The organism is Rhodococcus sp. AZ1 (genome assembly GCF_054979605.1).
In genome coordinates, this window is the sequence record NZ_JBUEQF010000008.1 from 40,814 (window position 1) to 63,214 (window position 22,401).

Here is a 22,401-nt window from a genome sequence, read left to right on the forward strand (position 1 = left end):
AGCGATCCTTGCACTCCGGGCGGTCGATGGCACTCCGGGAGGCCGAACTAGGCTTGGCCACCATGACCGACGTGCCTTCGATCTCCCGCGACGAGGTTGCCCACCTCGCGCGACTGTCCCGCCTCGCGCTCTCGGACACCGAACTGGACGAGTTCGCCGGCCAGCTCGATTCGATCCTCTCCCACGTGCGCACCGTGGCGGAGGTGGCGGCCGACGACATCGAGCCCACCGCTTCACCGCACTCGATCACCAACGTCACTCGACCCGACGTGGTGGTGCCCGGTCTGACGCTCGACGGCGCGTTGGCTGCGGCCCCGGCGGCCGAGCAGGACCGGTTCGCTGTCCCGCAGATCCTCGGGGAGGGCGCGTGAGCGACCTCACCGGTGCCACCGCTGCGCAGCTGGCGAGCCTGATCCACTCCGGTGAGACCAGCTCCGTCGAGGTCACCCGCGCACACCTCGACCGCATCGCCGAGGTGGACGGCACCTACCATGCGTTTTTGCACGTGGCGGGCGAGCAGGCGCTCGCGGCCGCTGAGGCCGTCGACTCGTCACTGGCCGCGGGCGATTCCCCGGCTTCGCCGCTCGCCGGTGTCCCGCTGGCGCTCAAGGATGTCTTCACCAGCACCGACATGCCGACCACGGCGGGGTCGAAGATCCTGGAGAACTGGGTCTCGCCGTACGACGCCACGGTCACCGCGCGCCTGCGCTCGGCGGGGATCCCTCTCCTCGGCAAGACGAACATGGACGAGTTCGCGATGGGATCGTCCACGGAGAACAGTGCGTTCGGTCCCACGTTGAACCCCTGGGACACCACCCGCGTGCCGGGTGGGTCCGGTGGTGGGAGCGCTGCGGCCCTGGCCTCGTTCCAGGCGCCGCTGGCCATGGGTACCGACACCGGCGGTTCCATTCGGCAGCCGGCTGCGGTCACCGGCACGGTGGGGTGCAAGCCCACCTACGGCACGGTGTCGCGGTACGGGCTCATCGCGTGTGCGTCGTCGCTCGATCAGGGGGGTCCGTGCGCGCGCACGGTGCTCGACACGGCGCTGCTGCACTCGGTGATCGCCGGTCACGATCCGCGGGACTCGACGTCGGTCGACCATCGCGTCCCGGATGTGGTGGGCGCCGCGCTCGCGGGCGCGCAGGGCGATCTGCGCGGTGTACGCGTTGGGGTGGTCGCGGAACTGGCCTCCGATGCCTACCAGCCGGGCGTGATCTCCTCGTTCGAGGCGGCGGTGGCCACGCTGACGGAGTTGGGCGCGGACGTCGTGGAGGTCTCGTGCCCGAACTTCGTGCACGCCCTCGCCGCGTACTACCTGATCCTGCCGTCGGAAGTGTCGAGCAACCTCGCACGGTTCGACGCGATGCGGTACGGCCTGCGCGTCGGTGACGACGGCAGCCGAAGCGCCGAGCAGGTGATGGCGATGACGCGGGCCGCGGGCTTCGGTCCGGAGGTCAAGCGGCGCATCATGATCGGGACGTACGCCCTCTCGGCCGGGTATTACGACGCGTACTACGGGCAGGCGCTGAAGGTGCGCACGTTGATCGCCCGGGACTTCGACGCCGCGTACGAGAAGGTGGACGTGTTGGTCTCGCCCACCACCCCGTCGACCGCGTTCCCGCTCGGTGAGAAGGTCGACGACCCGATCGCGATGTACCTCTACGACCTGTGCACGCTGCCGACCAACCTCGCCGGGCACTGCGCGATGTCGGTGCCCTCGACACCGGCGTCGGACGACGGGTTGCCCGTCGGGTTGCAGATCATGGCGCCCGCTCTCGCCGACGACCGCCTCTATCGCGTCGGAGCGGCGTTCGAGAGAGCCCGCGGGGAGTTGCCCACCGCCCCGCGGTGATCGCCATTCGAGCGGGACGGCTCGGGAGGTAGCAAGATGGTCGTCGGTGAGCCCCTCAGGTTGGGTGCGGCTCGGTCGACGAGAGGTGTCACGGACATGCGCATCGGAGTACTCACCGGCGGTGGCGACTGCCCGGGTCTCAACGCCGTCATCAGGGCGGTGGTGAGGACTGCGGACGCCCGGTACGGCTCGTCGGTGGTCGGGTTTCTCGACGGCTGGCGCGGCCTGCTCGAGGATCGACGTGTGCAGCTGCGCAACGACGACCGCAACGATCGACTGCTCACCAAGGGTGGCACGATGCTCGGCACCGCGCGGGTGAATCCGGACAAGCTCCGCGCCGGACTCGATCAGATTCGACAGACATTGGACGACAACGGAATCGAGGCGTTGATTCCTATCGGCGGCGAGGGCACGCTCACGGCGGCGCACTGGCTGGCCGAGGAGGGTGTCCCGGTGATCGGGGTACCGAAGACCATCGACAACGACATCGACTGCACGGATGTCACGTTCGGATTCGACACCGCGCTGACCATCGCCACCGATGCGATCGATCGGCTGCACAGCACAGCCGAGTCGCACCAGCGGGTGATGCTCGTCGAGGTGATGGGTCGCCACGCGGGCTGGATCGCGATGAACTCGGGTCTGGCGTCGGGTGCGCACATGACGCTCATTCCCGAGCAGCCCTTCGACGTCGATCACGTGTGCGCCCTGGTGAAGAAGCGGTTCCAGCGAGGAGACTCGCACTTCATCTGTGTGGTGGCCGAGGGCGCGATGCCGAAGGAGGGTTCGATGGAGCTGCGCGACGGGGGTATCGACGAGTTCGGCCACGTCCGCTTCACCGGCGTCGCCCAGCAGCTCGGCGCAGAGATCGAGCGTCGCATCAAGAAGGAGGTGCGTACCACCGTGCTCGGGCACGTCCAGCGCGGCGGCAAGCCCACCCCGTACGACCGCGTGCTGGCCACCAGGTTCGGTGTCAATGCAGCCGATGCCGTCCATGCGGGCGAGCGCGGGAAGATGGTCTCGCTACGCGGCCAGGACATCGAGCTGGTCGAGCTCGCCGATGCCACTCGTCAGCTCAAGCGCGTTCCGCAGTCACGCTACGACGACGCTGCGGCGTTCTTCGGCTGAGCGGACTCGTAAACTGCTGCACATGACTGCATCGACCGCCTCACTGATGGACTACGACGAGGTGATCGCCCGGTTCGATCCGGTGCTGGGCCTCGAGGTTCACGTCGAACTCGGCACGGCAACCAAGATGTTCTGCGGCTGCCCCACCGAGTTCGGCGCCGAGCCGAACACCCAGGTCTGCCCGGTGTGCCTGGGCCTGCCGGGCGCCCTGCCGGTGGTCAACGCCGCTGCGGTGGAATCGGCGGTGCGCATCGGCCTCGCCCTCAACTGCAGCATCACCCCGTGGGGCCGGTTCGCGCGCAAGAACTACTTCTATCCCGACCAGCCGAAGAACTACCAGATCAGCCAATACGACGAGCCGATCGCCACGGATGGTCACCTCGACGTGGTGCTCGACGACGGAACCACGTGGCGGGTAGAGATCGAGCGCGCGCACATGGAGGAGGACACCGGTAAGTCCCTTCATGTCGGCGGCGCCACCGGACGCATCGAAGGTGCCAGTCATTCGCTCCTGGACTACAACCGGGCGGGGGTGCCGCTGATCGAGATCGTCACTCGCACCATCACCGGCGCCGGGGCACGCGCACCCGAGGTGGCCCGCGCGTGCGTCACGGCGTTACGCGAGCTGATCGGCGCGCTGGGGGTATCCGATGTGCGTATGGACCAGGGATCGCTTCGTTGCGATGCCAACGTCTCGCTCAAGCCCCGCGGTGCAGTCGAGTTGGGTACCCGCACCGAGACCAAGAACGTGAACTCGCTCAAGAGCGTCGAGGTTGCTGTTCGCTACGAGATGCGCAGGCAGGCGGCAATTCTCGCGGACGGTGGCGAGATCGTGCAGGAGACCCGGCACTTCCAGGAGGCCGACGGGACCACCTCGGCCGGGCGCACCAAGGAGACGGCCGAGGATTACCGGTACTTCCCGGAGCCGGATCTCGCGCCCGTCGCCCCGGATTCGGCATGGGTGGAATCGCTGCGGGCGACCATCCCCGAGGCACCCTGGCTGCGCCGCGGGCGATTGCAGGCCGACTGGGGATGGTCGGAAGCGGTGATGCGCGATGTGGTCAATGCCGGGGCGCTGGAGCTGATCCTCGCCACGGTCGACGCCGGTGCCACCGCCGATGCTGCCCGCAGCTGGTGGGTGGCATATCTTGCGCAGCAGGCGAATTCGCGCGGTATCGACCTCGCGGCGCTGCCGATCACCCCGGCCCAGGTGGCCCGGGTGGCGGCCCTCGTCGCCGATCGGACGCTCACCAACGCCAACGCCCGCACAGTGGTCGACGGCGTGCTCGCCGGTGACGGCGAGCCCGACGACGTGGTCGCGGCACTCGATCTCGGCGCGGCGCAGGATGATTCGGCGCTCGAAGCGGCGGTGGCCGATGCCCTGGCGGCCAATCCCGATGTGGCCGAGAAGATTCGCGGTGGGAAGGTGCAGGCGGCAGGTGCGATCGTCGGCGCGGTGATGAAGGCCACCCGAGGCCAGGCCGATCCGGCCCGAGTGAAGGAACTGGTGATCGCCGCCTGCTCGTAGACCCCCGCCTGCTCGTAGACCCCCGCCTGCTCGTAGACCCGACGTCAGTCGGGCGAGCCGCCACCGGCGGGGAGGGGGATCCTGACGACGCGGTCGTCGGTGGGAGTGGGTGTACCGCCGTCCTTGTTCGACGTGCTCACCCACAGCACACCGTCCGGCGCCAGCGCAGCACCCGTCAGGCGGCCGTACTTGTCCTGCGCCACCATCGCGGGTGTTCCGGTGACCGCTCCGCTCTGCTGATCGACGGTGAGAACAGACACGGCGCGCTGTCCGGTCAGGGCCACGGCCACGGTGTTCGGACCCGCGGCGCACCCGGCCACGCCCGGCCGGTCCGGCCAGGTCCAGGCGGGCGTCGCGGCAGGCCCGGACGCCCCGACCCGCTGCAGGCGATCCTCACCGGCGATCGCGTCGGTCACCCACGAGGTCCCCGACGGGTCCACGCACACGTCACCGGCGCGCCCGATTCCCGACAGGAGAACCTGCGGTGCAGGTTTCGCGGGGTTGGTGCTGGTGTCGACCACTCGGAGCAGCTTCCCGGCCAGCGATGTCGGTGCCGCGGCGGCGGCGGGGTCCCCGGCGTCCCCGGTCAGCACGAGGAGGTCCTTCCCGGCGAACTCGAGCGCACCTCGGTTGGAGACCGGTCCGCGGGGGATCCCGGTCAGGACGTCCTTGGGAGCGTCGCCTGCCGCAACTCGCACGACCCGGTTGTCGGTCGGTGTGGTGACGTACGCGTAGATCAACCGGTCCTCGCCGTAGGTGGGGGAGACCGCGATGTCCAGCAGCCCGCCGTCGCCGCCGCCGTCCACCGGCACTCTGGCGACCTCGGTGGGGGGCCGACCGGCGGTGACCCGCAGGATCACGCCGGTGCGGCGCTCGGCGACCAGCGCGGTGGCCGCATCCGGCAGGACCACCACTCCCGCGAGGGTGTCCATACACGTCCCGACCACGTTGGGATCGGGATCGGTGCACGGTCCGGCGGGCGGAGGCGGCCCTGGCGTGGGGGACGTCGTGGGTCCGGCGTTCGGGTCCACGGGGGAGACGTCGGCTGCGGTCTCGGTGGGAACCGGGCTGAACGGAGTACTGGTGGTGTCGTCGAATCGGGCACACCCGGTCGCGGCGCCGAACACCGACAGGCCGGCCAGGGTGAGTGCCAGCGCGCTGCGTGCGGACGGACCTGATCCCATGGGGACAACGGTACGCACGTGGATATCCCGGCGCCGGTTCCGGTGGTCACTAGGGTGGGCAGGATGAGCGAGAAGGTGACTGGTGGCGACGGTTCCGATGGTGTCCCCGGGCGCGCGAGCAGCCCGTACGACGGCCGGACGGAAGAGATTCGGATCGTTCCCCGCACCGACGACGAGCTGGGGTTCGACGGGCTCGATGTGCCGACGACGGGATCGGCCGCGGTGACCGAGCGGATTCCGCGCGCGGACGCGGTCACCGTGCCGCGAACGGCGATGGTGGCCCCGGCGCCGGCCGAGGAGCGTCGGGGGACGGCCGATCTGGGGCTGCTGATTCTGCGAACAACGCTGGGTGCGGTGATGTTGGTGCACGGCCTGCAGAAGGTCGCCGGCCTGTGGAACGGCCCCGGTCTGGACGGCTTTCGCGAGCTACTCGTCACGGTCGGCTTCCACCGCGCCGACGTGCTGGCGCCCGTGGGTGCCGCTGCGGAGGTGGCGGGTGGTGTGTTGGTGATGGTCGGTCTGCTCACGCCGGTGGCTGCGTCGACCATCGTCGCGGTGATGATCAATGCGTGGCTGGTGCGTCAGAGCGCCGAACCCGGACTGCAGTTCTTCGCGCCGGCCGGGGTCGAGTACGAGAGCCTCCTGATCGTCGTGGCCGCGGCGTTGGTTCTCATCGGTCCGGGTCTCTACTCGCTCGACCGGTCACGGGGATGGGCGCGTCGGCCCTCATGGGGTTCCGCGGTCACCCTCGTTCTGGCGATCGCTGCGGCGGCAGTGATGTGGATCGTGTTCAACGGCTCGAACCCGCTCAGCTGACCGCGGTGTCCTGCGGCCCCGACGTCGTGTCCGGCTGCGGTGCCGCACCCTGGCTCGGGCCCTCGTCGTCCGTGGGCGCCCCGTCCCCGTTCTCGTCGTCGTCCGTGGCGAGCGGATCCGCGATGCGACCGCCACTGGCGGCGGCGATCCGGGGGAGATCGTCGATGGTCACCGCCGGAAGGACGACGGTCGATCCGTCGATCAGAGTCGCGCGCGCCCACTTGCGATTGGGGAAGGACAGCCCCGCGACGTTCGTCCACGCGACGGTGTCACCACCGACGGTGCGACGGGTGACGATCGCGTCCGCGGTGACGGTGGTGCGGATGCGGAGCACCCAGTAGGCGAGGAAGGCGGGAATGGCGAACAGCCAGCCGAACGCCACCGGGGCCCCGAAGACGGGGAAGGTGATCGCGAAGACCAGCAGCGATATCGGGGCCAGGTTCAGTGGGCTGAGCCGGATCAGCAGCGGCGGCGGGGGCTCGTCGGTGTGCGGACCCGGCTCGTCGGTGTGGGAGACTGTTTCCGGTGGTTCGGACTGCTGCGAGGACGACACCCCTTCATTCTCGCACTGCACACACGCCATCCCACATAATGGGATCTGTTGTTCGCCAGGTTTGACTGATCGATGCCCGCGCACCTACCGTCACATGCGTGAAGCAGACAGAGTTGCTCGTAGTCGTCAGGCGCGTCGCCGCCTGAGTCGATAGCAGCACTCGATCGGCCACGACGCGCCACCCTCGCCCAGCTCTCGCTGGCGGGGGTTTTTTCTTGCCCGGATCAGGATCGATAGGACAACAGCAGTGAGCGCACCAACCGCACGGCCCGGCCCGTCGGCCCGCAAGGCCACGGGATCGGCCACCCCGCCAGTTCCCGCCCCCACCGGTGCGGAGCGTCGCCAACTCCCGCCCGAGCGTGTCACCGGCGCGCAGGCGGTGGTTCGCGCGCTCGAGGAGCTCGACGTCGACACCATCTTCGGTATCCCCGGCGGAGCCGTTCTGCCTGTCTACGACCCGCTCTTCGATTCGGAGAAGGTGCGCCACGTGCTGGTGCGCCACGAGCAGGGCGCGGGCCACGCCGCTACCGGGTACGCCCAGGCCACCGGCAAGGTCGGGGTGTGTATCGCCACGTCGGGTCCCGGAGCGACCAACCTGGTCACGCCCATCGCCGACGCGCAGATGGACTCGGTTCCGATGGTCGCGATCACCGGGCAGGTCGGGCGCTCCCTGATCGGTACCGACGCCTTCCAGGAGGCCGACATCTCGGGCATCACCATGCCCATCACCAAGCACAACTTCCTCATCACCGATGGCGCGGACATCGCGCGGATCATGGCCGAGGCGTTCTACCTCGCCGCGTCGGGGCGACCCGGTGTGGTCTTGGTCGACATCCCCAAGGACGTGCTGCAGGCCCAGACCACGTTCGTGTGGCCCCCGGAGATGAAGCTGCCGGGCTACCGCCCGGTCACCAAGCCGCACGGCAAGCAGGTGCGCGAAGCGGCGCGCCTGATCGCCGAGGCGAGCAAGCCGGTGCTCTACGTCGGCGGTGGCGTGCTCAAGGCGGAGGCGCACGCCGAGCTGGCCGAGCTGGCCGAACTCACCGGCATCCCGGTGGTGACCACGTTGATGGCGCGCGGGGTGTTCCCGGACAGTCACAACCTCAACCTCGGCATGCCGGGTATGCACGGCACCGTGGCGGCGGTCGCCGCTCTGCAGAAGAGCGATCTGCTCATCACCCTCGGTGCGCGCTTCGACGATCGCGTCACCGGCCAGCTCGACAGCTTCGCGCCCGAGGCCAAGGTCATCCACGCCGACATCGATCCGGCCGAGATCGGCAAGAATCGCCACGCGGACGTGCCGATCGTCGGGGACTGCCGCGAGGTGATCTCCGAGCTGATCGAGGCCATCCGGGCGGATCGCGCCACCGGTGGCGCGGGTTCCGACATCGGGCCGTGGTGGACCTACCTCGACGGAATTCGCCGCACGTTCCCGCTCAGCTACGACCGGCCTTCCGACGGGTCGATGTCGCCCGAGTTCGTCATCTCCTCCATCGGCAAGTTCGCCGGACCCGACGCCGTCTACTGCGCCGGCGTCGGCCAGCACCAGATGTGGGCCGCGCAGTTCATCTCCTACGAGAAGCCGCGCACGTGGCTCAACTCCGGTGGCCTGGGCACGATGGGCTACGCGGTGCCGGCCGCGATGGGCGCCAAGATGGGCCTGCCGGACGCCGAGGTGTGGGCCATCGACGGTGACGGTTGCTTCCAGATGACCAACCAGGAGTTGGCCACCTGCGCCGTGGAGGGCATCCCGATCAAGGTGGCGGTGATCAACAACGGCAACCTCGGCATGGTTCGTCAGTGGCAGACGCTGTTCTACGAGGAGCGCTACTCCAACACCAACCTCGGCACGCACGGCAACGTGCGCATCCCCGACTTCGTCAAGCTCGCCGAGGCGCTCGGGTGCGTCGGCCTGCGGTGTGAGCGCGAGGAGGACGTCGACGCGGTGATCGCGCAGGCACGTGCGATCACGGACCGACCCGTGGTCATCGACTTCATCGTCGGTGCCGACGCGCAGGTGTGGCCGATGGTGGCCGCCGGCACGTCGAACTCCGAGATCATGGCGGCGCGCGACATCCGGCCACTGTTCGACCAGGACGATTCCGCGGAGGAGCCGAGCCTGATCCACTCCACCATGGAGCGCGGCACCGCAACCAGCCTCGATCCGAGACCGGCCGCCGAGCAAGCGAAAGGTACCGCCCAGTGAGCACCAGCCATACCCTGAGCGTCCTCGTCGAGGACAAGCCCGGTGTTCTCGCGCGGGTGGCGTCGCTGTTCTCCCGTCGCGGGTATAACATCGCCTCGCTGGCCGTCGGTGGCACCGAACTGCCGGATGTCTCCCGGATGACCATCGTGGTCACCGTCGACGAATTCCCGCTCGAGCAGGTGACCAAGCAGCTCAACAAGCTGGTCAACGTGATCAAGATCGTCGAGCAGGAGGCGGAGGCCTCGGTTGCACGTGAGCTGCTGCTGATCAAGGTGCGAGCCGACGCCAGCGTGCGCAGCGAGGTGATCGAGACCGTCAACCTGTTCCGGGCCAAGGTGATCGACGTCTCGCCCGAGGCCGTCACGGTGGAGGCCACCGGCACACGCAGCAAGCTCGATGCATTGCTGAAGATGCTCGATCCGTACGGTATCCGTGAGATCGTCCAATCGGGTGTGGTCGCCGTCGGGCGCGGACCGAAGTCGATCACCGCGTCTCGCTAGCACCCGTCCCAGCCTGTTCCAACCCCGAAGAGCGCAGTTCCAGCCGGGCGCCCGCCCGGACAATCAAGGAGGAAAACCACAGTGGCAGTCGAGATGTTCTACGACGACGACGCCGACCTGTCGATCATCACCGGCCGCAAGGTCGCGGTGATCGGGTACGGCAGCCAGGGCCATGCGCACTCGCTGAGCCTGCGCGACTCGGGCGTCGACGTGCGTGTCGGCCTGGCGGAGGGCTCGAAGTCCCGCGCCAAGGCCACCGAGCAGGGACTGACCGTCGGCACGCCGGCCGAGGTGTCCGCGTGGGCCGACGTGATCATGCTGCTGGCTCCCGACACCGCCCAGGCATCGATCTTCAAGCAGGACATCGAGCCGAACCTGAAGGAAGGCGACGCGCTGTTCTTCGGGCACGGGCTCAACATCCATTTCAAGCTCATCGAGCCGCCCGCCAACGTCACCATCGGCATGGTCGCCCCGAAGGGCCCCGGGCACCTCGTACGCCGCCAGTTCGTCGACGGCAAGGGTGTGCCCGCCCTCATCGCCATCGATCAGGACCCCACCGGCGAAGGCCAGGCACTGGCCCTGTCGTACGCCCGCGCCATCGGCGGTACCCGCGCCGGCGTCATCAAGACCACGTTCAAGGAGGAGACCGAAACCGATCTCTTCGGCGAGCAGGCCGTGCTGTGCGGCGGCACCGAGGAACTGGTCAAGACTGGTTTCGAGGTCATGGTCGAGGCAGGGTACGCACCGGAGATGGCGTACTTCGAGGTTCTGCACGAGCTCAAGCTGATCGTCGACCTGATGTACGAGGGCGGCATCGCGCGCATGAACTACTCGGTCTCCGACACCGCCGAGTTCGGTGGTTACCTCTCCGGTCCGCGCGTGATCGACGCCGGTACCAAGGAGCGGATGAAGGCGATCCTCGCCGACATCCAGTCCGGCGAGTTCACCCGTCGACTGGTGGCCAACGTCGAGAACGGCAACACCGAGCTCGAGGAACTGCGCAAGGCCAATGCCGAGCACCCCATCGAGGTCACCGGCAAGAAGCTGCGCGACCTCATGAGCTGGGTCGACCGTCCCATCACCGAGACGGCCTGACACCCGTACCGCACCGAATACTCGCCGAACCCTGCGGAGAGCCGTCGGCGCTCCGCGGGGCGGCGAGGCACGAAGCACCCGAATCAGAACCCAGGAGTTCTCTCTGTGAGCCAGCCAGGCCGCCCCGTCGTTCTCATCGCCGACAAGCTCGCCCAGTCCACCGTCGACGCCCTCGGAGACGGGGTGGATGTGCAGTGGGTGGACGGTCCCGACCGTCCCGCGTTGCTCGCGGCCGTCCCTGCCGCGGACGCCCTGTTGGTTCGTTCCGCCACGACTGTCGACGCGGAGGTCCTCGCGGCGGCAACCAACCTCAAGATCGTTGCCCGCGCCGGGGTGGGCCTGGACAACGTCGACGTTCCCGCGGCCACCGAGCGCGGCGTGATCGTGGTCAACGCCCCGACCTCGAACATCCACACCGCAGCGGAGCATGCGGTGACGCTGCTGTTGGCAGCGGCGCGTCAGATCCCGGCGGCCGACGCCACGCTGCGCGCGCATCAGTGGAAGCGCAGTTCCTTCAACGGTGTCGAGATCTTCGGCAAGACCGTCGGCGTGGTCGGCCTCGGCCGTATCGGTCAGCTGTTCGCGCAGCGGCTGGCCGCGTTCGAGACCCACATCATCGCGTACGACCCGTACGTCTCACCGGCGCGAGCGGCTCAGCTGGGGATCGAATTGGTGTCGCTCGACGAGCTGCTCGAGCGGGCCGACATGTTCTCGGTGCACCTGCCCAAGACGCCGGAGACCGCGGGCCTGATCGGTCGGGAGGCTCTGGCGAAGACCAAGAAGGGCGTGATCGTCGTCAACGCCGCTCGCGGTGGACTGGTCGACGAGCAGGCACTGGCGGATGCCATCACCTCCGGACACGTGTTCGCGGCAGGTCTGGACGTGTTCGCGACCGAACCGTGCACCGACAGCCCGCTGTTCGACCTTCCTCAGGTGGTGGTCACCCCGCATCTGGGTGCGTCGACGTCCGAGGCTCAGGATCGTGCCGGAACCGACGTCGCGAAGTCGGTGCTCCTGGCCCTGGCCGGTGAGTTCGTGCCCGACGCGGTGAACGTGCAGGGCGGCGCCGTGGGCGAGGAGGTGGCACCGTGGCTCGACATCGTGCGCAAGCAGGGCCTGCTCATCGGTGCTCTCTCGCACCGCGTCCCGACCACGGTCTCGGTGGACGTATTCGGTGAGCTGGCGTCGGAGAACGTCGATGTTCTGGGGTTGGCAGCGCTGCGCGGGGTGTTCTCCGCGGTGGTCGACGAAGCCGTCACCTTCGTCAACGCTCCGTCGCTGGCCAAGGACCGCGGTGTGGACGTCGCCGTCACCACCACCACCGAGAGCCCCAATCACCGCAGCGTGGTGGATGTGCGGGCGGTGTTCGACGACGGTTCGGTGGTCAACGTATCCGGCACGCTCAGCGGCCCGCGTGCGGTGCAGAAGATCGTCAACATCAACGGCCGCAGCTTCGACCTGCGCGCCGAGGGCACCAATCTGCTGCTGACCTACCCCGATCGTCCGGGTTCGCTCGGTCGCATCGGTACCGCACTCGGAGACGCGGGCATCGACATCGTCGCCGCGGCGCTGAGCCAGGACACCGACGGCGACACCGCGACCATCCTGTTGCGCGTCGACCGCGACGTTCCCGAGGACGTTCGCGGCCGAATTGCGGACGCCGTGGGCGCGACGACCATCGAATCGGTGGATCTGTCGTGAAGCTCGCGGTCATCGCCGGTGACGGCATCGGGCCGGAGGTGATCGGGGAGGCCCTCGCAGTTCTCGAGCTGGTGCATTCGAACGTGCAGGCCACCGAGTACGACCTCGGCGCCCGGCGGTACCACGCCACCGGAGAGCTCCTCCCGGAGTCCACGCTCGAGGAGATTCGCGGGCACGACGCGATCCTGCTCGGCGCGATCGGAGATCCCTCGGTTCCCAGCGGTGTTCTCGAGCGCGGTCTTCTGCTGACCATGCGGTTCGCGCTCGACCACCATGTCAACCTGCGACCGTCGAAGCTCTACCCCGGCGTTCGGGGTCCGCTCACCATCGACGACCCGATCGACATCGTCGTGGTTCGCGAGGGAACCGAGGGCCCGTACACCGGTAACGGTGGGGCCATTCGCGTGGGCACCCCGCACGAGGTGGCCACCGAGGTCAGTCTCAACACCAGGTTCGGTGTCGAGCGCGTGGTGCGCGACGGATTCGCGCGGGCGATGGGTCGGCGTAAGCACCTGACGTTGCTGCACAAGACCAACGTGTTGGCCTTCGCTGGTTCGCTGTGGAAGCGCACGGTCGACGATGTCGCCCGCGAGTTCCCGGAGGTCGAGGTTGCCTACCAGCACATCGACGCCGCCATGATCCACCTGGTCACCGATCCGAGCCGGTTCGACGTGGTGGTCACCGACAACCTGTTCGGCGACATCGTCACCGATCTCGCGGCGGCGGTCACCGGTGGGATCGGGCTGGCCGCCAGCGCCAACATCGACGCGTCCGGCACCAATCCGAGCATGTTCGAGCCGGTGCACGGCAGCGCCCCCGATATCGCCGGTAAGGGTCTGGCCGATCCGACGGCGGCCATCCTCTCCGTGGCCCTGCTTCTCGACCATCTGGGTGAGTCCGACGCGGCGGCGCGGGTGGAAGCCGCGGTGGCGCAGGATCTCTCGTCGCGCACCGCGGCGTCCTCCAGAGCGTCGTCCTCCACCGCGGAGATCGGCGCACGGATCAGAGCCGGGCTGGCCTGAGTCGTCTCGATCGCCGGTCCGTCAGGCCTGCTCGGGAATCGGGGTCCGCCGCGGGATCACCGTCAGGGCCAGCACGGGGAGAATCGCGGCCAGGGCGAACGTCGTGGGGAACGCGAGCGTTGTGATCGCGGCGCCGAACACCGGCGGCACGAACGACGACGCCAGGTACTGCCCGGTGTTCTGCAGCCCGAGTGCCCGGCCGCTGTAGAACGGTCCGGCTGTTTCGGCCACCGCGGTGAAGGCCAGCCCGTTCGGGGCCACCGTGAGCACGGATGCCACCACCAGCAGCGCGATCGAGATCGGCGAGTCCAACTGGTCGGTCAGGGCGAGCAGGCCCATCGAGACGGCGATCGCGGCCGTCACGGCGCGCATCGGCCCCATCCGACTGTGTACGCGATCGGACCACGCACCCACGGCGATGCGGCCCAGCGCGCCGAGCACCTGGGAGGCGGTGATGAGAATGCCCGCCGATTCCTCGGTGAAGCCGCGATCGGTCATCAACCACACCAGGGCGAACGTCCACACCACGTACTGCGGGATCACCAGCAGAACCGACGACATGTGTATGCGCCACAGCGTGTTCGAGCCGCGATAGGGATTACCCGCGGCGCCCTCCTCGGCGTCGGCGCGGTCCGGGCGAGGCGGGTCGTGCACCACCACTGCGGTGACGACGGCAGCGATCGCGCACGCCGCAGCCGGAAGCGCCAGTGCGGCTCCGATGCCGTGGTCGCGAGCAATGGTCGGGACGGTCAGCGCGGACACCGCCACGCCGAGGGGTAGTGCCATCTGCCGGATTCCCATGGCGAGTCCGCGCCGCTGCGCCGGGAACCACCCGACCACCACCCGTCCGGTCGCACTGTTGGCGCTCGCCGCCGCCATGCCGCCGAGCAGCAGGAATGTGCCCAGCGCGAGGGTGGACGAGGAGGTGAGCGCGGCAGCTGCGGCTGCGGCCGCGCTCAGCAGCGACCCGGCGACGAGGGTGGATCGCTCGCCGACACGATCGACCAGGGCGCCCCAGGCGAGCAGGGTCAGCAGCACTCCGACCGTCGGCATGGCAACCACGACACCTGCGGCAGGCAGCGACAGACCGCGCTGGTCGGTCAGGGCCGGTATCAGGAACACCGCACCGTTGGTCACCAGCGCCGACGATGTCGCCGTGAGCATCCCGACGGCGAGGATCGCCACCGGTCGTGGGGTGCTCGTTCGCAGTGCCGGGCTCATGGCTGTCATCGTCGCACCGGTGGCGCCGTCCGTTGTTCGGGGGTCGATAGACTTCAGCGCATGCGTCTGGGTCGAATAGCTAGTCCTGATGGTGTCGCCTTCGTGGGGATCGAGGGCGAGCCGGGATCCCGGATCGCTCGGGAGATCGCCGAACACCCCTTCGGCACACCCACGTTCACGGGCCGAACGTGGGAGCTCGACGACGTGCGACTCCTCGCGCCGATCCTCGCGTCGAAGGTGATCTGCATCGGGAAGAACTACGCGGCCCATGCGGCCGAGATGGGCGGGGCCCCGCCGGAGAGCCCGGTGATCTTCATCAAGCCCAGCACCGCGATCATCGGGCCGGGCGCTGCGATCGTCCGACCTGCCGGGTCGACCAACGTGCACCATGAGGGCGAACTGGCAGTCGTCATCGGCCGCCCGTGCAAGGACGTGCCCGCTGCCCGCGCCGCCGACGTGATCCTCGGCTACACCGTGGCCAACGACGTCACCGAACGTGATCAGCAGCGGGTCGACGGGCAGTGGACACGCGCGAAGAGCCACGACACGTTCTGCCCGTTGGGGCCCTGGATCGTCACCGACGTCGACCCGAGCGATCTGGCGATCACCACCACCGTCGGCGACAGTGTCCGGCAGAGTTCGCGGACGTCGCTGCTGCTGCACGACGTCGGGGAGATCATCGAGTGGGTGTCGGCGGTGATGACGCTGCTGCCGGGGGACGTGATTCTCACCGGCACCCCGGAGGGTGTGGGTCCGCTCGAGCCAGGGGAGACGGTGACCGTCGAGATCGAGGGCATCGGTTCCCTGAGCAACCCGGTGATCGACAGGGCAGGGACCGACAGGGCGGGGGTGGACAGGGCATGACCGTGCGCGTTCGCTTCTGTCCGTCCCCGACCGGCACCCCACACGTGGGTCTGGTGCGAACCGCCCTGTTCAACTGGGCGTTCGCACGACATCACGGTGGCACGTTCGTCTTTCGGATCGAGGACACCGATGCTGCGCGCGACTCGGAGGAGTCGTACGCCGCCCTGCTCGACGCCCTGCGCTGGTTGGGTCTGGACTGGGACGAAGGCCCCGAGGTGGGTGGACCGCACGCGCCGTACCGGCAGTCCCAGCGTCGCGAACTTCACCTGGACGTGGTCGGTCGTCTGCTCGCCGCCGGTGAGGCGTACGAGGCGTTCTCCACTCCGGAGGAGGTCGAGGCCCGCCACCGCGAGGCCGGCCGTGATCCCAAGCTCGGATACGACAACTTCGATCGCGACCTGACCCCCGGGCAGCGTGAGGCCTATCGAGCCGAGGGTCGCTCGCCGGTGGTTCGACTGCGCATGCCCGATCACGACATCGGGTGGACCGACCTCGTGCGTGGCGAGACCACCTTCCGGGCGGGCACGGTTCCCGATTTCGCGATCACCCGAGCCAACGGTGTACCGCTCTACACCCTCGTCAATCCCGTCGACGACGCCCTGATGGAGATCACCCACGTCCTACGGGGCGAGGATCTGCTCTCCTCGACCCCCCGTCAGATCGCGCTGTACGAGGCCTTGGGACGCATCGGTGTCGGGCGGGGAGTGCCCCGGTTCGGTCATCTGCCCTTCGTTCTCGGTCAGGGCAACAAGAAGCTCTCCAAGCGCGACCCCGAGTCGAGTCTGTTCGTCCATCGCGATCGCGGGTTCGTCCCCGAGGGTCTGCTGAATTACCTGGCGCTGCTCGGGTGGGGTCTGTCGGAGGACCGGGATGTGTTCTCCCTGGACGAGATGGTGGCGGCCTTCGAGATCGAACGTGTCAATTCCAATCCGGCGCGGTTCGATCAGAAGAAGGCCGACGCGATCAACGCCGATCACATTCGGATGCTCGACCCGGTGGATTTCACCAACCGGTTGCGGGTGTTCCAGAGTGCGGCCGGGAATCCGATAGAGACTGCGGACACCGAAACCTATTCCGCTGCTGCAGAACTCGTCCAGACGCGAATCGTGGTGCTCGGTGACGCCTGGGATCTGATGAAGTTCCTGTTCGTGACCGAGAGCGAATTCACGCTCGATCCTGTTGCCGCCGAGAAGAATCTCGGTCCGGACGCCGGCCCGGTGCTCGATGCCACCATCGCTGCGATCGAGCAGGCACCCGAGTTCACGGCCTCGGCGCTCGAGGAGGCACTGCGGACGGCTCTGATCGATGGCCTGGAACTCAAGCCACGCAAGGCGTTCGCGCCGCTTCGCGTGGCCGTCACCGGTTCGCACATCAGTCCTCCGCTCTACGAGTCGATGGAACTGCTCGGGCAGAGCCGAACGCTGCAGCGGCTGCGGGCGGCGCGCGAGCTCGTCACCGAGGCCGGTTGATTCGGTGGTCGTGGAGTGGGTGTAGCGAATCGACTGGACAGCTACCAGCGACGCCACCGGGTCGTGGGTGTGCCCGTCGCGGTGGTCTACAAGTTCATCGATGATCAGGGCGGCTACCTCGCTGCCCTGATCGCGTACTACGCGTTCATTTCGCTGTTCCCGCTTCTGTTGGTGGCATCCACCGTGCTCGGGATCGTCCTGTCGGGCAATCCCGAACTCCAGCAACAGATCCTGGGCTCGGCCCTGCGGCAGCTGCCGGTTATCGGTGATCAGCTCGAACGTCCGCAGGCCCTGTCGGGCGGCGTCACCGCCATCGTCATCGGAATCGCCGGTTCGCTCTACGGCGGTCTCGGTGTCTCGGTCGCGGTTCAGAACGCGTTCGACACGGCCTGGGCGGTGCCGCTCGACCGTCGCCCCGACCCGGTCACCGCTCGGTTGCGGGGGGTGCTGTTGCTGCTCACCGTCGGGGTGGCCGTGGTGGCCCTGACGATCCTGAGCGCAGTGGTGTCCGCCGGGTCGTTCGGGTCGTTGGCCAGCGCGATGATCCTCGTGGGAACGGTTGCGCTCAACGTCGGTGCCTTCTGTGCTCTGTTCAGGTTCGGCACTGTGCATCGACTGTCGTGGCGCCAGGTTCTGCCGGGTGCGGTCGTGGCGGCCGTCGGGTGGCAGGTACTGCAGAGCTTCGGCAGCCTGTACGTTTCCTCCGTGATCGACGGTGCCGACAACACCAAGGGTGTGTTCGCGGTGGTTCTGGGGTTGCTCGCCTTCCTGCAACTGACTGCACTGGTCCTTGTGTTCGCAGCAGAGGTGAACGTGGTTCTGGTGAGGGGCCTGTTCCCTCGTTCGCTGTTGGCGCCGTTCACCGACGACGTCGATCTCACGGCGGGCGATCGGCAGACCTACATTGCCAGGGCAAAGGCCACCAGGGTGAAGGAATTCCAGGACATCGTGGTGCGCTTCCGCTCGCGCCTGCGCCGCGGACGCTGATTCGGGTGCACCGCTCCTGAGCTGGCGATTTGCAGAACGCCAGTGGTTGTTTGGTAGTCTGGCCCGCGGCTCGCGAGCGGGTCTGTGGGGTATGGTGTAATTGGCAACACAGCGGTTTCTGGTACCGCCATTCTAGGTTCGAGTCCTGGTACCCCAGCGAGGTTCGGCGGTAGCGGATCGATTCCCGGCACTCTTCCCGTCACGGATTTGGGAAGGGCCTCGCGTGTCGGTTACGCTCAGCCGGCTCACCAGCAGTACCTGAAAGTTCCTGGCCCCGTCGTCTAGCGGCCTAGGACGCCGCCCTCTCAAGGCGGTAGCGCGGGTTCGAATCCCGTCGGGGCTACAACGATGAAAGGGGCCTCCCAATCGGGAGGCCCCTTTCGCAGTCTCGTGCCGGTGTCGCAGTCTCGTGCCGGTGTCGCAGTCTCGTGCCGGTGTCACAGTCTCTTGCCGATCGCCTCCGCTGCGGCGAGCAGGTCCGCAGCCCATCGCGAGCCCGGTCGCCGTCCCATCCGATCGATCGGACCGGACACCGAGATGGCGCCGACAACCGATGCGAATTCGTCGGACACCGATGGATCACGCACGGGCGCAGCGACACTGGCCACCCCGGCTTCGCGTTCGCCGGCGCTCTGCGCCCAGCCTCGTCGACGGACCTCGGCGAGCGAGCGTTCGGTGAACCGGGCCCCGGGAAGCACGGTGCGGCGAAGTCCGTCGTCCGCCCACGCGAGCAGTACCTTGGCGCCGCTTCCGGCCGTCATCGGTAGGCGAGCCCCCACCAGCACCGTGTCGCGCAGCCCGGTCGGTGGTTCCACCGCGGCGATGCAAATTCGGTCGGTGCCGTCGAGCCGGTAGAGCTGCACGCTCTCGCCGGTGATGTCGCGTAGACGGGGCAGTACCGACGTGGCGGCCTCGAGCAGTGGGTCGCGTGCGGAGGCGGCGAGTTCGCCGAGAGCCGGACCGGGTCGGAAAATCCCATCGTTCTCGCGGGCGATCAGGCGGTGGGTCTCGAGGCCGATCGCCAGGCGGTGCGCCGTTGCGCGGGGGAGCCCCGTGCGTTCGCACAGCTCTCCCAGCGAGCATGGATGCTCGGCGACCGTTCGGAGCAGGAGGACGGCTTTGTCGAGCACGCCGATGCCGCTATCGTGTCCCATAGAGCGATACTGTAATCCCACATAATGAGAACTAGCACTCTGAGAACCACGGGTGGACGAGGATGGACATCATGAGCAGCGCCGACACCGCCGTCACCGACACCGCCGGGATCGAGACGGCCGCGAACCGAACCCGGCCTCGGACCCTGGCGGAGAAGGTCTGGGACGAGCATGTGGTGGTCTCGGGTGGCACGGGCACAGGTGACGCGCAGAAGCCCGATCTGATCTACATCGATCTCCACCTCGTGCACGAGGTCACCAGCCCACAGGCGTTCGACGGTCTGCGCCTGGCCTCGCGACCGGTGCGTCGCCCCGATCTGACCATCGCGACCGAGGACCACAACGTCCCGACCGTCGACATCGACCAGCCCATCGCGGACCTCGTCTCGCGCACCCAGGTCGACACACTTCGTCGCAACTGCGCCGAGTTCGGAATTCGACTCCACCCGATGGGAGACATCGATCAGGGCATCGTGCACATCATCGGTCCCCAACTCGGTCTCACACAGCCGGGGATGACCGTCGTGTGCGGTGACAGCCACACCTCGACGCACGGCGCGTTCGGTGCGCTGGCCATGGGTATCGGGACCAGCGAGGTCGAGCACGTGTTGGCCACGCAGACATTGTCGTTGCGCCCCTTCAAGACGATGGCCGTGACGGTCGATGGTGAACTGGGCCCCGATGTCAGCAGCAAGGATCTGATCCTGGCCGTGATCGCTCAGATCGGTACCGGCGGGGGTCAGGGACACGTGATCGAGTACCGCGGCAGTGCGATCCGAGCACTGTCGATGGAAGCGCGCATGACCATCTGCAACATGTCGATCGAGGCGGGTGCGCGGGCCGGGATGATCGCGCCGGATCAGACCACGTACGACTACCTGCGCGGGCGCCCGCATGCACCGACCGGCGCCGACTGGGATGCGGCTGTCGCGCACTGGAACACGCTCGCAACCGACCCGGGTGCGGTGTTCGACACAGAGGTCAGGATCGACGCCGACTCGCTGTCGCCGTTCGTGACCTGGGGGACCAACCCGGGCCAGGGTGCCCCGCTGGGATCGACGGTGCCCGATCCCGCGCAGATCGCCGACGAGAACGAGTCCATCGCCGCCGAGAAGGCCTTGGCGTACATGGATCTTCGACCGGGTACGCCCCTGCGTGAGATCGCAGTGGACACCGTCTTCCTGGGCTCGTGCACCAACGGACGTATCGAGGACCTGCGGGTGGCGGCGCGAATACTCGAAGGTCGGTCGGTGGCACCGGGTGTGCGCATGCTCGTGGTGCCCGGCTCCATGCGGGTGCGCGCGCAGGCGGAGCAGGAGGGTCTCGGCGAGATCTTCGTTGCGGCCGGGGCGCAGTGGCGCCAGGCGGGGTGCTCGATGTGCCTGGGCATGAACCCCGATCAGCTTGCGCCCGGCGAACGTTCGGCGTCGACCTCCAATCGCAACTTCGAAGGGCGGCAAGGTAAGGGCGGGCGCACCCATCTGGTTTCACCGGCAGTGGCGGCCGCAACCGCGGTGCGCGGGCGCCTGTCTGCCCCCAGCGATCTCGACCGACCGTAGCCACAGCTGCGCACCGACCGTCGCAATTCCTCGAACGGAGAAAACGATCATGGAAGCATTCACCACCCATACCGGAATCGGGGTGCCGCTGCGTCGGTCCAATGTCGATACCGACCAGATCATTCCGGCGGTGTATCTCAAGAGGGTCTCCCGTACCGGCTTCGAGGACGGGCTGTTCGCGGGCTGGCGTACCGATCCGGACTTCGTCCTCAACGTCGCCCCCTTCGACAATGGTTCGGTGCTGGTGGCCGGTCCGGATTTCGGTACCGGCTCGTCGCGTGAGCACGCGGTGTGGGCGCTCTCGGACTTCGGCTTTCGAGTCGTGATCGCCTCGCGGTTCGCCGACATCTTCCGCGGAAACGCAGGAAAGGCGGGCCTCCTCGCCGCCGTTGTCGACCAATCCGACGTGGAATTGCTCTGGAAAGCGATCGAACAGCAACCGGGGATCGAGCTCACCGTCGATCTCACTGCGAAGACCGTCACCGCGGGAACTCTCGTGGTGCGCTTCGAAATCGACGACTACACCCGGTGGCGCCTGCTCGAGGGTCTCGACGATATCGGTCTGACATTGCGGCAGGTAGAGGCGATTTCCGAGTTCGAAAATCACCGTCCGACATGGAAGCCTGTCACTATTTCCCAATAGCGGTCGACACCCCGGCTGCAGTCGCAGGGCGGTAGTAGCGTCAACCGCTCCCACCGGCCGTCGTGGAGAAATGTTCCCTGAATTGGCGAGTCTCGTAGACTCCGGGGCCTTTTCGGGTTTACCGTGTCGTGAGTCGGTCCCTCTTCGATGGACCATCGTCGCACCGGAGGAAGTCCAATGAACAAGGCTGAACTGATCGACGCGCTGACCGAGAAGATCGGTTCGGACCGGCGCACCGCCACCGAGGCGGTGGAGAACGTGGTCGACATCATCGTGCGCGCCGTGCACCGGGGTGAGTCTGTGACCATCACCGGTTTCGGTGTCTTCGAGCAGCGTCGCCGTGCAGCGCGGGTGGCCCGCAACCCGCGGACCGGTGAAACCGTGAAGGTCAAGCCCACGTCGGTTCCGGCGTTCCGTCCGGGCGCCCAGTTCAAGGCCGTCATCGCCGGCGGTCAGCGTCTGCCCGCCACCGGCCCCGCAGTCAAGCGTGGCGCCACTGCCGCTCCTGCGAAGCGCGCCGGGGCAGCCAAGAAGGCCGTGGCCACGAAGGCGCCGGCCAAGAAGGCCACCGCGACAAAGGCTCCCGCGAAGGCGCCGGCGAAGGCTGTCGTGAAGAAGGCCCCGGCCAAGAAGGCTCCCGTGAAGAAGGCCCCGGCGAAGAGCGCACCGACCAAGACCGCTGTGAAGAAGGCCCCCGCCAAGAAGGCGCCGGCCAAGGTCGCGGCCAAGAAGGCAGCCACCACGGCGCCGGCCAAGAAGGCGCCGGCGAAGAAGGCTCCCGCCAAGACGGCGGCCAAGAAGTCCCCCGCCAAGACCGTGGCCAAGAAGGCTCCCGCCAAGAAGGCGCCGGCCAAGAAAGCGCCCGCCAAGAAGGCCGCGCGCAAGTAGGTCGCGCGCAGGTAGGCCCGATCCCCCTACT

At 67.9% G+C, this 22,401-nt stretch carries 20 protein-coding genes and 2 tRNA genes; 18 read left to right on the top strand and 4 right to left on the bottom strand.

Annotated elements, in window-relative coordinates; genetic code table 11:
• Positions 1–71 precede the first annotated feature (71 nt).
• The 4 genes from gatC (at position 72) to gatB (ending at position 4,508) form a co-directional block, all read left to right on the top strand.
• Positions 72–371 carry an Asp-tRNA(Asn)/Glu-tRNA(Gln) amidotransferase subunit GatC gene (gene gatC, locus ACY48E_RS11540; protein ID WP_462872465.1) on the top strand — a complete coding sequence of 100 codons (300 nt, stop codon included), beginning with the start codon at positions 72–74 and terminating at the stop codon, positions 369–371.
• A complete protein-coding gene (gatA, locus tag ACY48E_RS11545; protein WP_462872317.1) occupies positions 368–1,852 on the top strand; it encodes an Asp-tRNA(Asn)/Glu-tRNA(Gln) amidotransferase subunit GatA in 1,485 nt (494 codons plus the stop codon). The genes gatC and gatA overlap by 4 nt, the downstream gene beginning before the upstream one ends.
• Positions 1,853–1,948: 96 nt before the next feature.
• Positions 1,949–2,980: an ATP-dependent 6-phosphofructokinase gene (locus ACY48E_RS11550; protein ID WP_462872318.1), complete on the top strand. Its 1,032-nt coding sequence runs from the start codon at positions 1,949–1,951 to the stop codon at positions 2,978–2,980.
• A gap of 22 nt (positions 2,981–3,002) precedes the next feature.
• On the top strand, positions 3,003–4,508 hold the full coding sequence (gene gatB, locus ACY48E_RS11555; RefSeq protein ID WP_462872319.1) for an Asp-tRNA(Asn)/Glu-tRNA(Gln) amidotransferase subunit GatB: 1,506 nt from the start codon (positions 3,003–3,005) through the stop codon (positions 4,506–4,508).
• 44 nt (positions 4,509–4,552) lie between these two features.
• On the opposite strand, the gene ACY48E_RS11560 is transcribed toward gatB, so the two are convergent.
• Positions 4,553–5,692 carry a PQQ-dependent sugar dehydrogenase gene (locus ACY48E_RS11560; RefSeq protein WP_462872320.1) on the bottom strand — a complete coding sequence of 380 codons (1,140 nt, stop codon included), beginning with the start codon at positions 5,690–5,692 and terminating at the stop codon, positions 4,553–4,555.
• Positions 5,693–5,755: 63 nt separating this feature from the next.
• Here ACY48E_RS11560 and ACY48E_RS11565 point away from each other — a divergent pair, with 63 nt between their 5' ends.
• Positions 5,756–6,508 carry a DoxX family protein gene (locus tag ACY48E_RS11565; RefSeq protein ID WP_462872321.1) on the top strand — a complete coding sequence of 251 codons (753 nt, stop codon included), beginning with the start codon at positions 5,756–5,758 and terminating at the stop codon, positions 6,506–6,508.
• Here ACY48E_RS11565 and ACY48E_RS11570 read toward each other — a convergent pair.
• The gene (locus tag ACY48E_RS11570) at positions 6,501–7,061 is read right to left on the bottom strand and encodes a PH domain-containing protein (protein WP_462872322.1); all 561 of its coding nucleotides are present in this window, start codon (positions 7,059–7,061) and stop codon (positions 6,501–6,503) included. The two genes, ACY48E_RS11565 and ACY48E_RS11570, sit on opposite strands and share 8 nt — an antisense overlap.
• Positions 7,062–7,308: 247 nt before the next feature.
• On the opposite strand from ACY48E_RS11570, the gene ACY48E_RS11575 reads away from it, so the two are divergent.
• The 5 genes from ACY48E_RS11575 (at position 7,309) to ACY48E_RS11595 (ending at position 13,585) form a co-directional block, all read left to right on the top strand.
• Positions 7,309–9,267 (top strand): acetolactate synthase large subunit, encoded by a 1,959-nt coding sequence (locus ACY48E_RS11575; protein ID WP_462872324.1) that lies wholly within the window; start codon positions 7,309–7,311, stop codon positions 9,265–9,267.
• Positions 9,264–9,767 (top strand): acetolactate synthase small subunit, encoded by a 504-nt coding sequence (gene ilvN / locus ACY48E_RS11580; protein ID WP_462872325.1) that lies wholly within the window; start codon positions 9,264–9,266, stop codon positions 9,765–9,767. Before ACY48E_RS11575 ends, ilvN begins: the two co-directional genes overlap by 4 nt.
• Positions 9,768–9,860: 93 nt before the next feature.
• Positions 9,861–10,862, top strand: a complete 1,002-nt coding sequence (ilvC, locus tag ACY48E_RS11585) for a ketol-acid reductoisomerase (RefSeq protein ID WP_462872466.1) — start codon at positions 9,861–9,863, stop codon at positions 10,860–10,862.
• Positions 10,863–10,967: 105 nt separating this feature from the next.
• Positions 10,968–12,563 (top strand): phosphoglycerate dehydrogenase, encoded by a 1,596-nt coding sequence (gene serA, locus ACY48E_RS11590; protein ID WP_462872326.1) that lies wholly within the window; start codon positions 10,968–10,970, stop codon positions 12,561–12,563.
• Positions 12,560–13,585 carry a 3-isopropylmalate dehydrogenase gene (locus ACY48E_RS11595; protein WP_462872327.1) on the top strand — a complete coding sequence of 342 codons (1,026 nt, stop codon included), beginning with the start codon at positions 12,560–12,562 and terminating at the stop codon, positions 13,583–13,585. The genes serA and ACY48E_RS11595 overlap by 4 nt, the downstream gene beginning before the upstream one ends.
• A gap of 21 nt (positions 13,586–13,606) precedes the next feature.
• Here the strand turns inward: ACY48E_RS11595 and ACY48E_RS11600 are convergent, their stop codons facing one another.
• Positions 13,607–14,815, bottom strand: coding sequence for an MFS transporter (locus ACY48E_RS11600; RefSeq protein ID WP_462872328.1), 1,209 nt, complete (start codon positions 14,813–14,815; stop codon positions 13,607–13,609).
• 51 nt (positions 14,816–14,866) lie between these two features.
• Between ACY48E_RS11600 and ACY48E_RS11605 the strand changes: the two genes are divergently transcribed.
• From ACY48E_RS11605 to ACY48E_RS11625, 5 genes are all read left to right on the top strand, one after another.
• On the top strand, positions 14,867–15,670 hold the full coding sequence (locus ACY48E_RS11605; RefSeq protein ID WP_462872330.1) for a fumarylacetoacetate hydrolase family protein: 804 nt from the start codon (positions 14,867–14,869) through the stop codon (positions 15,668–15,670).
• Entirely contained in the window at positions 15,667–17,139 is a 1,473-nt protein-coding gene (gene gltX / locus ACY48E_RS11610) for a glutamate--tRNA ligase (RefSeq protein WP_462872331.1), read from the top strand. Before ACY48E_RS11605 ends, gltX begins: the two co-directional genes overlap by 4 nt.
• A gap of 15 nt (positions 17,140–17,154) precedes the next feature.
• A complete protein-coding gene (locus ACY48E_RS11615; RefSeq protein ID WP_462872332.1) occupies positions 17,155–18,126 on the top strand; it encodes a YihY/virulence factor BrkB family protein in 972 nt (323 codons plus the stop codon).
• Between the two features lie 85 nt (positions 18,127–18,211).
• Positions 18,212–18,283: transfer RNA gene (locus ACY48E_RS11620), tRNA-Gln, on the top strand.
• A 113-nt stretch (positions 18,284–18,396) separates the two neighbouring features.
• A tRNA-Glu gene (locus tag ACY48E_RS11625) sits at positions 18,397–18,469 on the top strand.
• A gap of 94 nt (positions 18,470–18,563) precedes the next feature.
• On the opposite strand, the gene ACY48E_RS11630 is transcribed toward ACY48E_RS11625, so the two are convergent.
• Complete coding sequence (locus ACY48E_RS11630; protein WP_462872333.1) at positions 18,564–19,280, bottom strand: IclR family transcriptional regulator; 717 nt, start codon at positions 19,278–19,280, stop codon at positions 18,564–18,566.
• Positions 19,281–19,351: 71 nt separating this feature from the next.
• Between ACY48E_RS11630 and leuC the strand changes: the two genes are divergently transcribed.
• The 3 genes from leuC (at position 19,352) to ACY48E_RS11645 (ending at position 22,370) form a co-directional block, all read left to right on the top strand.
• A complete protein-coding gene (leuC, locus tag ACY48E_RS11635; RefSeq protein ID WP_462872334.1) occupies positions 19,352–20,839 on the top strand; it encodes a 3-isopropylmalate dehydratase large subunit in 1,488 nt (495 codons plus the stop codon).
• A 49-nt stretch (positions 20,840–20,888) separates the two neighbouring features.
• Entirely contained in the window at positions 20,889–21,482 is a 594-nt protein-coding gene (gene leuD / locus ACY48E_RS11640; protein ID WP_462872335.1) for a 3-isopropylmalate dehydratase small subunit, read from the top strand.
• Positions 21,483–21,659: 177 nt separating this feature from the next.
• Entirely contained in the window at positions 21,660–22,370 is a 711-nt protein-coding gene (locus tag ACY48E_RS11645) for an HU family DNA-binding protein (protein ID WP_462872336.1), read from the top strand.
• Positions 22,371–22,401 lie beyond the last annotated feature (31 nt).

Coding starts and splice junctions, on each gene's coding strand:
- ACY48E_RS11550 (WP_462872318.1), top strand. CDS start 1,949: ATGCGCATCGGAGTACTCACCGGCGGTGGCGACTGCCCGGGTCTCAAC.
- gatB (WP_462872319.1), top strand. CDS start 3,003: ATGACTGCATCGACCGCCTCACTGATGGACTACGACGAGGTGATCGCC.
- ACY48E_RS11560 (WP_462872320.1), bottom strand. CDS start 5,692: ATGGGATCAGGTCCGTCCGCACGCAGCGCGCTGGCACTCACCCTGGCC.
- ACY48E_RS11565 (WP_462872321.1), top strand. CDS start 5,756: ATGAGCGAGAAGGTGACTGGTGGCGACGGTTCCGATGGTGTCCCCGGG.
- ilvC (WP_462872466.1), top strand. CDS start 9,861: ATGTTCTACGACGACGACGCCGACCTGTCGATCATCACCGGCCGCAAG.
- ACY48E_RS11600 (WP_462872328.1), bottom strand. CDS start 14,815: ATGACAGCCATGAGCCCGGCACTGCGAACGAGCACCCCACGACCGGTG.
- ACY48E_RS11605 (WP_462872330.1), top strand. CDS start 14,867: ATGCGTCTGGGTCGAATAGCTAGTCCTGATGGTGTCGCCTTCGTGGGG.
- gltX (WP_462872331.1), top strand. CDS start 15,667: ATGACCGTGCGCGTTCGCTTCTGTCCGTCCCCGACCGGCACCCCACAC.
- ACY48E_RS11630 (WP_462872333.1), bottom strand. CDS start 19,280: ATGGGACACGATAGCGGCATCGGCGTGCTCGACAAAGCCGTCCTCCTG.
- leuC (WP_462872334.1), top strand. CDS start 19,352: ATGAGCAGCGCCGACACCGCCGTCACCGACACCGCCGGGATCGAGACG.
- leuD (WP_462872335.1), top strand. CDS start 20,889: ATGGAAGCATTCACCACCCATACCGGAATCGGGGTGCCGCTGCGTCGG.
- ACY48E_RS11645 (WP_462872336.1), top strand. CDS start 21,660: ATGAACAAGGCTGAACTGATCGACGCGCTGACCGAGAAGATCGGTTCG.